The organism is Streptomyces sp. NPDC059668 (genome assembly GCF_042734135.1).
Classification (GTDB): Bacteria; Actinomycetota; Actinomycetes; order Streptomycetales; family Streptomycetaceae; genus Streptomyces.
This window is the reverse complement of record NZ_JBHWEL010000027.1, coordinates 51,449-62,231: the sequence shown is the minus strand read 5'-3', so window position 1 is coordinate 62,231 and position 10,783 is coordinate 51,449. Positions and strand designations below refer to the sequence as shown.

Annotated in this window: 11 protein-coding genes and 1 pseudogene; 8 read left to right on the top strand and 4 right to left on the bottom strand. The window is 68.3% G+C overall.

Features of this window, described 5'->3' with window-relative positions; all coding sequences use genetic code 11:
- Positions 1 to 352 precede the first annotated feature (352 nt).
- Positions 353 to 499, top strand: a pseudogene (locus ACFV2J_RS21000) (IS5/IS1182 family transposase); the annotation flags it as partial.
- Positions 500 to 669: 170 nt separating this feature from the next.
- On the opposite strand, the gene ACFV2J_RS20995 reads toward ACFV2J_RS21000, so the two are convergent.
- On the bottom strand, positions 670 to 1,536 hold the full coding sequence (locus ACFV2J_RS20995; protein ID WP_385083827.1) for a helix-turn-helix transcriptional regulator: 867 nt from the start codon (positions 1,534 to 1,536) through the stop codon (positions 670 to 672).
- 151 nt (positions 1,537 to 1,687) lie between these two features.
- Here ACFV2J_RS20995 and ACFV2J_RS20990 point away from each other — a divergent pair, with 151 nt between their 5' ends.
- From ACFV2J_RS20990 to ACFV2J_RS20970, 5 genes are all read left to right on the top strand, one after another.
- A complete protein-coding gene (locus ACFV2J_RS20990) occupies positions 1,688 to 2,548 on the top strand; it encodes an SDR family NAD(P)-dependent oxidoreductase (protein WP_385083828.1) in 861 nt (286 codons plus the stop codon).
- Positions 2,545 to 3,540 carry an alpha/beta fold hydrolase gene (locus tag ACFV2J_RS20985; RefSeq protein ID WP_385083829.1) on the top strand — a complete coding sequence of 332 codons (996 nt, stop codon included), beginning with the start codon at positions 2,545 to 2,547 and terminating at the stop codon, positions 3,538 to 3,540. The genes ACFV2J_RS20990 and ACFV2J_RS20985 overlap by 4 nt, the downstream gene beginning before the upstream one ends.
- Positions 3,537 to 4,151: a malonic semialdehyde reductase gene (locus tag ACFV2J_RS20980; RefSeq protein WP_385083830.1), complete on the top strand. Its 615-nt coding sequence runs from the start codon at positions 3,537 to 3,539 to the stop codon at positions 4,149 to 4,151. The genes ACFV2J_RS20985 and ACFV2J_RS20980 overlap by 4 nt, the downstream gene beginning before the upstream one ends.
- Positions 4,152 to 4,222: 71 nt before the next feature.
- On the top strand, positions 4,223 to 5,215 hold the full coding sequence (locus ACFV2J_RS20975; protein ID WP_385083853.1) for an aldo/keto reductase: 993 nt from the start codon (positions 4,223 to 4,225) through the stop codon (positions 5,213 to 5,215).
- Between the two features lie 319 nt (positions 5,216 to 5,534).
- Positions 5,535 to 5,837: a hypothetical protein gene (locus ACFV2J_RS20970; RefSeq protein ID WP_385083831.1), complete on the top strand. Its 303-nt coding sequence runs from the start codon at positions 5,535 to 5,537 to the stop codon at positions 5,835 to 5,837.
- A gap of 110 nt (positions 5,838 to 5,947) precedes the next feature.
- Here the strand turns inward: ACFV2J_RS20970 and ACFV2J_RS20965 are convergent, their stop codons facing one another.
- A complete protein-coding gene (locus tag ACFV2J_RS20965) occupies positions 5,948 to 6,385 on the bottom strand; it encodes a DUF6233 domain-containing protein (RefSeq protein ID WP_385083832.1) in 438 nt (145 codons plus the stop codon).
- A gap of 1,172 nt (positions 6,386 to 7,557) precedes the next feature.
- On the bottom strand, positions 7,558 to 8,343 hold the full coding sequence (locus ACFV2J_RS20960) for a VOC family protein (RefSeq protein ID WP_385096518.1): 786 nt from the start codon (positions 8,341 to 8,343) through the stop codon (positions 7,558 to 7,560).
- A 454-nt stretch (positions 8,344 to 8,797) separates the two neighbouring features.
- Between ACFV2J_RS20960 and ACFV2J_RS20955 the strand changes: the two genes are divergently transcribed.
- Complete coding sequence (locus ACFV2J_RS20955) at positions 8,798 to 9,337, top strand: hypothetical protein (protein ID WP_385096511.1); 540 nt, start codon at positions 8,798 to 8,800, stop codon at positions 9,335 to 9,337.
- A gap of 328 nt (positions 9,338 to 9,665) precedes the next feature.
- A complete protein-coding gene (locus ACFV2J_RS20950; RefSeq protein WP_385096514.1) occupies positions 9,666 to 10,019 on the top strand; it encodes an HU family DNA-binding protein in 354 nt (117 codons plus the stop codon).
- A gap of 159 nt (positions 10,020 to 10,178) precedes the next feature.
- Here the strand turns inward: ACFV2J_RS20950 and ACFV2J_RS20945 are convergent, their stop codons facing one another.
- On the bottom strand, positions 10,179 to 10,376 hold the full coding sequence (locus tag ACFV2J_RS20945) for a hypothetical protein (protein WP_385096508.1): 198 nt from the start codon (positions 10,374 to 10,376) through the stop codon (positions 10,179 to 10,181).
- Positions 10,377 to 10,783 lie beyond the last annotated feature (407 nt).

Sequence of the window (10,783 nt, the reverse complement as noted above, 5' to 3'; positions counted from 1 at the left end):
CAACTAGCTCCCCTGGGGGTAACCCCCGGCTGCCCACCACCCCCACCCCCGGGGCGGCCCCGCGGGCGGGGCCCTAGCCCGCAGCCCGCAGTGCCTCGAAGGAGAAGGACTCGTCGTCATAGAGAAACTTCATCGCTGGCTCCCTTCGATTACCCGAACGGAACGGGACCGTTCCGTTCGGGTTTGAGGAAGTTTTCACACCTCCTCACGCGGCCTCGGTGTAACGCAACGCGCGCGGGTGACTCCGTAAAAGGGCGTTGCGCAACCTTCCGAGCTGGGAATCTCACTTTTATGGGTGGGACCTTGCGGGCTGAACCGCGTGTCGGTGGAGACGTTCACGTACTGCGGTTGACGCAGTTCCCGCGCGCGGCTTGATCACGTCATCGGCCGGATGAAGAACTACAAGATTCTTCGCGACTGCCGCCAGCGGGGCCACGGTCTCCATCACGCCGCTCATGCCGTCGCCCACATACGCAACCTCGCTCTCATGAGCAGATGAGCTCGCCACCCGCCTCGTAATCCCCGGTGGGCGGACGACGACAGCTACGGCGCCTTCCCGCGCCGTCGGGTCGCCCTGATACGGCCGAGAGCGAGGACGACCCTCCGCCTTGTGATGTACCGCATCTGACGCCTCACGACGATCCACTGTGGATTTTTCGGGACAGCACCTTAGGTGCCCGCGGCGAATTGGTCGGTGCCCAACACGGTGAGCAGGGCGAGTTTTTCGTGGCTCTCCGTGCCGGGGGTGGCGGTGAATATGAGAAGCGACTGGGCCTGGTCCGGCTCCAGCAGGGTCTGGCAGTAGAGGTATAGCTCGCCGACCTGGGGATGGACGAATCGTTTGGTGTCGCTCCACCGCAGGCCCACCTCGTGGCGCTCCCACAGTCGGGTGAACTCCACGCTGGTGCGCAGCAGGATGTCCGCCAGGTCTGCCGCGGGGGAGCTGGGTCCGTCCCGGGTGACGGCCGCGCGCAGCAGCGCGACGTTGGTGCGGCTGTTCTTGTCGTATTCCTCGGGGTGGTAGCGCTCGCGGGCGGTCGGATCGGTGAACCATCGGTACGTCGCGCTGCGGGCGTTTCCGGTGTACTGGGTCTGGTAGCCGAGCAGCGCCACCGCGGACGGCGTCTGCAGCAACGTCTCGCCCAGGGGACCCATGACTTGTGCGGCGTGGCCGGCCAGGCCGTCCATGACGCGCATCAGCCCGGGGCTCACATGCTGAATGCGCACGTCTCGGCGGGTGGTGCGGTAGCCCGCGAGCAGGAACAGGTGATCGCGTTCGTCCGGCGTCAGCCGCAGCCCGCGGGCGATGGCCGCGATCATCTGCTCCGACGGTTGCGGCCCGTCGCCGCGTTCCAGCCGGGCGAAGTAGTCGGCTGACATGGTGCACAGCTCCGCCACTTCCTCGCGGCGAAGGCCCGGCGCACGTCGGCGCTGCCCGCGGCGCAACCCGACGTCCTCCGGTTGCAGCGCCGTACGTCGGGTGCGCAGGAAGGTGCCCAGGGACGATCGGTCGAACGTTTGGTCCATGGTCCCCATCCTTGGCCATCCGGCGAGCCTTAGCCACGACCTCCCATTCAGTGGTTGAGCGTGTCCTTCCACGGCCCTGGCGCGGCGAGTTCACTGGCGTTGCGTTCACCGGTCGCCACGAACCACGACCCCCGAACCTCGACCTACGGAGCCAGGATTCATGAACAGTTGGACAGCAGACGAACTCCCGAACCTCACCGGGCGTACGGTGGTCATCACCGGTGCTGGCCGGGGCCTGGGCCTGATCACGGCACGCGAACTCGCCCGTGCCGGTGCCCACGTCATGCTGGGGGTACGCGACACTGACAAGGCCCGCCAAGCCGTCGCCGGCCTTCCCGGCATCTTCGACATCCGGGCGCTCGACGTTTCAGACCTGACCTCGGTACGAGCTTTCGCGGGCTCCTGGGCCGGCAACATCGACATCCTGATCAACAACGCCGGTGTGATGGACATCCCCGCCGCGCGTACCGCCGACGGCCTCGATCTGCAGACGACCACCAACTACACCGGTCCCTTTCTGCTGACCACCCTGCTGCTCCAGCACATCACCGACCGCGTGGTGCACGTCATCAGCGAGCTGCACAAGCAGGGCAAGATCGACCTGGACGACCTTGACTGGCGGACGCGCAAGCACAACGGTATGCAGGCCTACCAGGCGTCGAAGCTCGCCGTCGTCCTGTTCTCGCTGGAGCTGCAGCGCCGGCTTGCGGCTACCGGAAGCCCCGTACGCTCAGTGCTCGCCAGCCCAGGCATCGCCCGCACCTCGCTCGCGGCCCACTCCAAGTCAAACGTCATCAACCGGCTCACGTTCCTCACCAACGCCCCGGAACGCGGAGCACTGTCGGTGCTCTACGCCGCGACCCAGGACGTACCCGGCAACGCCTACGTCGGGCCGGACGGCGTAGGCGGCTTCCGGGGCTCCCCGAGCCTGCGCCGGCCGGGCAAGGCGGGCCTGGACTCGGACCTGGCCGTCCGGCTGTGGGACGCGACCGCCGACCTTGTCGCGGCGGGCGCCCGATGAGCTACCTGGAAGCGGCCGACCACGCCGAGATCTACGTACCGCACAGCTATCCGGAACAGACCGTCGACCTCGGCGAGATCCGGATGAACTACGCCGTGGCCGGTGATTCCGAACTCCCGGCCATGCTGCTCATACCGGCGCAGACGGAGTCCTGGTGGGGCTATGGGACTGCCATGCGGCTGCTGGCCGACCGCTACCAGGTGTATGCGGTGGACCTGCGTGGCCAGGGCCGGTCCACGTGGACGCCGGGACGCTACAGCGTGGACATCTTCGGCGGTGATCTGGTCCGCTTCATCGACCGGGTCGTCAAGCGCCCCGTCGTGGTGTGCGGGCTGTCGTCCGGCGGCGTGATCGCGGCCTGGCTGTCCGCTTTCGCGGCACCCGGCCAGGTCCGCGCCGCGGTCTACGAGGACGCTCCGCTGTTCGCCTCACAGACCGACCCCGCGGTCGGACCGTCCATCAGGCAGGGCGTCGGGCCGATGTTCCGGCTGTGGCACAAGTGGCTCGGGCCGCAGTGGAGCATAGGCGACTTCCCGGGGATGCAGGCGGCGATGGGACGTGAGATCCCCGCCTGGATGCTCGCCGCGTTGCAGAAGATGGCGCCGGCCGGCACCTCGGGCCCGCTGGCCCCTCCGCCGCAAGACCTGCGGGAGTACGACCCCGAGTGGGGTGACGCGTTCTACTCCGGGCGGGCCACCGTCAACTGCGACCACGACTCCATGCTGAGGCAGGTCAAGGTGCCGGTCCTGTTCACCCATCACTTCCATCATGTAGACCCGGACACCGGACAGTTGCTCGGAGCGATCACCGACCTCCAGGTCCAGCGCGTGCGACAGCTAATAGAAGCAACCGGCCATACATTCACCTATCGCGCATTTCCGAGCATGCCGCACTCCATGCACGGCCACGACCCGGCCGCCTACGTCGACACGATCACCGCGTGGGCCGACGACCTGGCCAACGGCGCGACACCCACTCGGAGTTCTGGGTGAATCCCGCTGTCTCCGAGGCAGCGCGGCTCGGCTCAGCCGGCCGCAGGCTGCTCTTCACCGAAGCGCACACGGTGAAGAGGTTTTCTCCCGAACCCGTCGACGACGACCGGCTGACCGAGATCTGGAACCTCGCCAAGTGGCCGCCGACGCTGTGGAACGTCCAGCCGCTGCGGGTCGTCTTCGTACGCAGCCCCGACGGATTCGGCCGGCTCCTGCCACACCTCCACGAACGCAACCAGGTGCAGTCGAAGAGCGCGCCGGTGACCGCGGTACTCGCCCTGGACCGCGACTACCACGAACACGCCGGGCTGATCGCCCCGCACCCTCCGCAGCTGAAGGACTACCTCTCCGAGGACGACGCGAGGCGACTCGAACTGGGTCGGTTCAGCGCGGCCTTGCAGAGCGGATATTTCATCCTTGCGGTACGCGCCGCCGGACTGCACGCCGGCCCGATGAGCGGATTCGACCGTGAGGGCCTCGACCACGAGTTCTTCCCTGACGGACGCCTCACATCGCTGCTGTTGGTGAACATCGGTCACCCGGACGGCGACGACTCCTGGCGCGAACGACAGGCACGCCTCCCCGGCAACGAAGCACTGCGCTGGGCATAGCTGCCCACTCGGCCCCACCGCCACAACCAACTCCCTGACCACCCCATAACCAACAAGGTGTAGACATGTCTTTGCAGACACACAAGATCGGCGAGCGCGGTCTGGCCGCCTCCGTCGAAGGCCTCGGCACCATGGGCATGACCGCGATGTACGGCACCCCGGACGAGGCGGAGGCGATCCGGACTGTTCACCGTGCGGTCGAGCTGGGCGTCACGATGTTCGACACCGCGGACATGTACGGCCCCTTCAGCGGTGAGGAACTGCTCGGGCGGGCGCTGAAAGGGCGCCGCGACGACGTGATCGTCGCGACGAAGGGCGGAGGAGTCACCCTCGACGAGACGGGGAACTTCGTCGGCGGCCCCAATGGAAGGCCCGACTACCTACGGGCATGCGTGGATAGTTCACTGCGCCGCCTGGGCACCGACCACGTCGACCTGTACTACCTGCACCGGGTCGACCCGGGCGTGCCTGTCGAGGAGTCATTCGGTGCCCTCGCCGACCTGGTAACGGAGGGGAAGCTGCGATACCTCGGTATCAGTGAGGCATCCCCGGCGAGTATCAGGGCAGCCCACACGGCCGCCCCGCTGTCGGCGGTGCAGACCGAATACTCACTGTTCAGCCGCAACGTCGAGGTCAACGGTGTGCTCGACACGGCCCGCGAACTGGGCGTCGGCTTCGTCGCGTACGCGCCGCTCGGCCGCGGTTTCCTTACCGGAGCCGTGCGAACGGTGCACGATCTGCCGACCCATGACTTCCGTCGCACTTCACCGCGCTTCGCCGACGCGAACCTGGAACAGAACCTGACGCTGCTCGACCGGATCACCGCGACGGCCGACCGACTCGACGTGACGACCGGTCAGCTCGCCCTCGCCTGGGTGCTGGCCCAGGACGGGGTCACGGCTGTCCCCGGAACGAAGCGGCGCACCTGGCTCGAGCAGAACGTCGCCGCCGCAGCCATCGAGCTCGCCGCCGAGACCGTCGCAGGACTGAGCGCCGCGATTCCGGTCGGAGCTGCGGCAGGAGACCGCTACGCGCCGATGGGCATGGCCTCCATCCAGGAGTGATCCCGGTACCGCTCTCGAGCGACTGGCAGTGAGCCTTTTCCGACCTGTTACTGACCTTGAATGCGGGATGTTGTCATGGTGGTTGGTGTCGGAGGCCGGTGCTGGCGAGGCAGCCGTCGACGACCGCTGATGGCCGCGTGGGGAGTCATCGGGGCGAGCGGCGTGGTGTCGGGCATGTCAGCTCCTCATGTACGGGCCGCGCTGGTGACGGCGGCCTCAAGGTCGAATCTCGGAGCGGAGCCCTGTGGGCAGAGGCGACTGCCGCGTGAACCGGCAGGACGCCTTGCTCCTGCCAACCACAGCGGTTGATCATTCGAGCATGAGAGCAGAAGTTCAGACGTTCGTAGCTGACGGCCCCCTACCGGACTGGGACGCCGACGGGGAGGAGATCGACCGGCGATCCGAACAGCTCGGCGCCATCGCCAAGCCCGTCACCGGCGAGGAGGCCCAAGCGCTGGTCGCCTGCTTCGGCCCGGACGACTGCTACGGCGTCGCCTGGGCACTTCTGCACCTCATCGAGACAGGCCCGAATCCGGTCCTGACCACCGAACCAGCCCCTGACGCCAACGAGTGGCACCACGCCCTCTGGGCCCGCATAGTCAACAGCGGACTCGCCCCCTGAACTTGACACGTAAACCCCGTGCGATGTCGGCCGTGGTCGGGTCTGGGGCGGGGATGCGCAGGGGCCGGTTTGCTGTGGTCGGCCCGTTTGCGCAGCGGCTGCGCAGTGTCTTAGCCGGCTGTGTCGTCCGGCTTGTCTTCGGGGCGGCAGAAGCTGCAGGTCTTGATGTATTGGGTGTCGCGGATGGCGATGCGGAACTGGGCTGCGGAGATCGGCGAGGTCTTCCGGCTTGCCTTGGCGCAGCTGTCGACGTGGAGGACGGCGGGCTCAGGATCCTTGGGGTGGCGCTTGTTCTCCAGCATGTAGCCGTCTCCCGCCCGCGTGGGGCCGTTGGGGGAGCGTTCGGCGGGGGACGGAGGGGGCGCCAGGGCTGGCCGCAGTTGCGGCCGCGGTGGGCGGGGTGGTCGGCCGGCTGCCTGGAGGGCGCGCTGTACTTCCTCGCGCTGGAGGCGGAGGTAGGTGCTGATGGTCTCTGCGTCGGCGAGCTGCCTGTCGAGGTGGGCGAGGATCGCGCGCAGGCGGGCGGGATCCGGCGGCAGATCGGACATGTGTTCGATTATATGAGGCTTGGTGAGATCACCGATGCATGCTCTCTGGCCTCGCGTTCTCCGGCTGACGGCTGCCGACGTGTGGCGCCTTCGGCACGCACTCGACAGGGAGGCGGGCGACGCGGGTCGGCTGAAGCCGTAAGCGGGGGGTATCCGCCTGAACATGCTTGCTGTGATTGCCTACCGTTCGGACCACGGCGCAACGACCGTGTGCGCCTTCATCGTTGCCATCCTCATCGTGCTGGTGACCGGTTGGTACGTCCGGCGCCGAAAGTAGGCGCGACACCCGTAGGCCTGCGACCCCTGGCCTGTCCCGCAGACCGCTATGGACGGCTGACCGGGATCCCGTAGGCGATCTCGCAGTGAGCGGCGGGCGCCACGGTGTACGCAGCTCCACGGGCCGTTTCTCGTCGCTGTAGTACCTCCGCCGAGCGTGTGAGACACGGCCGGTGGCACAGGGCAGGAGCTGGCGCAGACTGATGGCCGGGCGCCCGTCTGGACTCGTGACATACCTGGACGGGATGGCTTAGGTCCGGCAATCGGTGAGTGTTCTATTCTTTGTTCGAGGTGGTGAGTGTTCGCCGCCCGGATGAGGACACAGTGATGACGACCGCAGCGCCTCCGGTATCGGATCCGGACCCGAGCACGATGCACTGTGCCGGTTCCCAGATCGGTCTGTGTGCGGGGTGTCAGCGGCAGACCTGGCGCTACGGTCCCGGGGGCCTCCCGCTGTGCACGTGGTGCATGACGGATCAGCAGGCGCGGTGGGGTTCCGCGGTGCGGTTCAAGAGCACCCGCCCGTAGCCGTACCTGTTCGCCTCCTTGTGTCCCCGGAGGTCGCGTGGGTCAGGGAACATCCGCGCCCGAACGCGGGTTACATCAGGGGTGGTTGTGAAGGGGACAGTGTCCCCGGGCCTCACCTCTAGCCCATGAGGACGATCGTTCGGCTGAAGCCTCATGGAGCCTTTCGCCGCGTAGGCGACCGCCCTTCACGACCATGCACACCGACAGCTCCGGCCGGGACCGACATCGGCCGGGGCCGTGTACGTTCCGGCCCGGCGTCGTCCGCCGCGGGGCGGTGCCGGCGTGCCGGATGCCGCCACCGGTTGGCCTGGCCTTGCGCCGGGCGGGCCCGGCGCAAGGCCGTGAAGGACCCGGGACTGGCAGGCGGCCTATCGGGTGGCGGGGGTGATCACTGTGAAGGCGCCGCCCTGGGGGTCGGCGAGGACGGCGGTGCGGCCGGCGGGCATGTCGGTGGCGGGGTGCAGGACGCGGCCGCCGGCGCGGACGGCGGCTGCCTGGATGTCGTCGACGCTGTCGACGTGGAAGTAGGTCTGCCAGTGCGGGGTGACGTTCTGCGGGAGTTCGGAGAGGTCCATGATCCCGGCGACCGCCCGGCCGTCGACCTTGCACTCGATGTAGTTCTCGGTGCCGGGCATCTCGGAGCGGGCCGTAGTGACGGGCAGGACGCAGGAGTAGAACGCGCAGGCGGCCGGGATGTCGGCGGTGGCCAGTTCGTTCCAGGTCAGCGCGCCGTGCTCGTTGACGATGCCCGCGCCGTCGAACATGCCGGGCTGCCACAGGCCGACGACGGCATCGGCAGGGTCGGCGATGACGGCCATCTGCCCGAGGTCCATGACATCCACGGGGCCCGTCATGACGGTGCCGCCGGCGTCGGTGACGGACTTGAGGGCGGTGTCGATGTTGTCGGTGGAGAGGTAGGTGGTCCACACCGTGGGCGGCAGCGGGTCGGGGAGTGTCCCGTCCGGGTTGGACGCTTTCATGATCCCGGCCACGGGCTTGCCCTTGAGGGTGCAGATGGCGTACCCGCCGTGTTCGGCGGGGCCGATCTCGCCCTGCCAGCCGAAGAGGTCGCAGTAGAAGTCGAGGGCGGCCTGCTGGTCGGGGACCATCAGGTCGATCCAGCAGGGGGTGCCGGGCTTGTAGGGGCCGTTCACTTCGGGCACTGATGCCTCCGGGATTCCGTTCGGGACAGGGACCTGCCGTCCTCTACCCCGACCAAATATCCCAAATCGATCCAAACGGGTATCTGTCGTCCATACGCCGCAGAACGTCTCGGGGTCGTCTGTGTCCCCGGGAGCACATGGGCAGCGTGCGAGGACCTGGGCGCCACGGTGGTCTGCGGTCGCCCCTGGGCGTTCAGGTATCGCTGGCGAGAATGCCAGGCGTGCTGTCGTGGCGGGTGGAGTGCCCCGCCTGCGGTCTGCCTTGGATGCCGCCGGCTGCGGATGGCGTGCGGTAGGCGGTGGTCCGCTGCTGTGTCGCGGCAGGTGGGTGCGCTGTTCAGGTGGGCGTGGGTCGGGTGTCGGGCGTGGCGGGTGCCGGAGGGGCCGGGGGAGGGTTCGCTTCCTGGTGTTCACTCCCTGACGAAAGTGGAATGAGGCCTCTTACGTGCGCAGTTCTTTCCTGTCGGCGGCGGTCGCGGCCGCCGCGGTGTTCGCTCTTGCCCCCTCCAGCCCGGCGGCGGCCGGTGTGGAGGACATCGGTGACGTCACCTGCAACGGCGGTTCCCTCAACGTGCACTACGCCCCTGGGATCACCTTCTCCAGGAACACCGTGCGGCTGAGCGCGGACGGCGAGATGGGCATCTGTTCCTCTCGCACGCACCCGAGGATCACCGGCGGCACGGTCCGGATCGAGGCCTCCCTGACCGCGGCCTGTCCCGGGCCGATCGGCCCGGGATGGGCGAAGGTGACCATCGACTGGAACGACGGGAGCCGCACGGTCGTCGACCAGGCGTCGTTCCGTGGCGACGCGTCGTCCTTCTCCCTGGAAGGCGGCTCCATCGCGGCGGGTACGTTCGCCGGGGGCACGGCCCGCGGCAGCGGCCGCACGGCCACGAACCTGGCCGAACTCGGGGCAGGCTGCGTGCTGGGCGGCGTCACCGGCTACGCCGCGACGATCGACCAGTTCGCCGTCGGCGACATCTAGCCAGCCCCTGCACCCGCGTCTGCCCGGGTGCCGTCCGGCCTGCCGCAGCGCGAGCTCGCGGCCAGGAAGGCGCTCGGGCGGTGGGTAGGACTGGGGGTGATACACAGCCCCGGGCCGTGTACCGCGCCCAGCCGGTGGGCTTTCCACAGCGCTGGCCCCATATCAAAGGGGAGCCGGCCTCCCGCATACCTGGCTGGCCGCTGTGCAGAGCGCACCAGCCGAGTGCGCAGTGTTGTGGCGTGCCGTGGATGGGCCGGTGGAGGTACTCGGGCGGACGGTCAATGAGAGCCGGCTGGTCCGTCTCTGATGGCTTACGGCTTGGCGTGTACTGCGTGGTCTTCGCGTCTGTGCTGTTCAGGATGGGGACGGCCGGCAGCCGCCGGTCTACCCGGAGAGGCAGGTAAGAGGCATGAACAAGACCGATCTGACCGTCGCGATCGCTGAATCAGCCGACATCTCGAAGGCCGCGGCCGGCAAGGCGTTGGATGCGGTGATCGATTCGATCACCGAGGCCCTGCAGAAGGGCGACGACGTCGTGCTGACCGGGTTCGGCACGTTCAGCGTCAAGGAGCGCCCCGAGAGGACTGGACGCAATCCCCAGACCGGTGCCGCGATCAAGATCGAGGCGGCCAAGGTTCCCGGGTTCAAGGCAGGAAAGGGACTCACGGACGCGGTTCGCTGACGATCCGCGCCTGCCTGCGGGCGGCAGCGCTCGCCCGCAGGCAGAGGTGCCGGACGACTGCTCAGGCATGCTGGGCGCCGGGGAGTTCTCTGCCAGGGGTCGCCTTGTCCACGGCGTACGGGAGCTGTTCGGCGAGGGCGTCGGCATACTCCTGGACCGTCATGCCGGACTCTGCCGCGGCGGAGGCCCGGTGTCGGCGTCCAGGACGGCAAGCAGCTGGGCTCCGGTGACGGGCTGGTTGCCCACTTGGTCGCTCACCCAGGAACCGGCCTGGTCGGCGAGCCCGCTGTCGGCAAGCAGGGCCAGGAAGTCGCTGACTTCGTCGACGCTGGGCTGCGCGGCGGCGTTCGTCGTCACTTCGGTCCTCCGCCATCCGGTACTGCGCCAGCACTGCGAGCGCCAGCCGGTCCCCTGCGCCCGCGTCCGGGATCTCGTGCGCCATCGTCGGCCTGCCTTCGTACGGTGCGCCGCCGCCTTTCGCGGCGCCGCGTGTACGGAACAGCGCAGCAGTCGACCCCGACCGGTCTGTCGACCATGAAGACCCGACCACGGTCACGTTCCGATATCTCGCCCCAGCCATCGGCCGGACCCGACCACCGGCCCGGAAGTCCCTCGTGTTGCTGCTCGCAGGGGTGGCGGCGCTTCGGGGTCGGTCCGGTGGACAGGGCCGAGGCTGGGGCGGGTGGGTGATGGGTGGTGGACTGTGTGTGAGGCGCACACCGAGAGGCAGAGTAGCGCGCACGAGGGGAGACACTCAGAAACCC

Excerpts from the sequence above, each read along its gene's own strand:
- ACFV2J_RS20985 (WP_385083829.1), top strand. The coding sequence starts at position 2,545 with ATGAGCTACCTGGAAGCGGCCGACCACGCCGAGATCTACGTACCGCAC.
- ACFV2J_RS20965 (WP_385083832.1), bottom strand. The coding sequence starts at position 6,385 with ATGTCCGATCTGCCGCCGGATCCCGCCCGCCTGCGCGCGATCCTCGCC.
- ACFV2J_RS20990 (WP_385083828.1), top strand. The coding sequence starts at position 1,688 with ATGAACAGTTGGACAGCAGACGAACTCCCGAACCTCACCGGGCGTACG.
- ACFV2J_RS20995 (WP_385083827.1), bottom strand. The coding sequence starts at position 1,536 with ATGGGGACCATGGACCAAACGTTCGACCGATCGTCCCTGGGCACCTTC.
- ACFV2J_RS20970 (WP_385083831.1), top strand. The coding sequence starts at position 5,535 with ATGAGAGCAGAAGTTCAGACGTTCGTAGCTGACGGCCCCCTACCGGAC.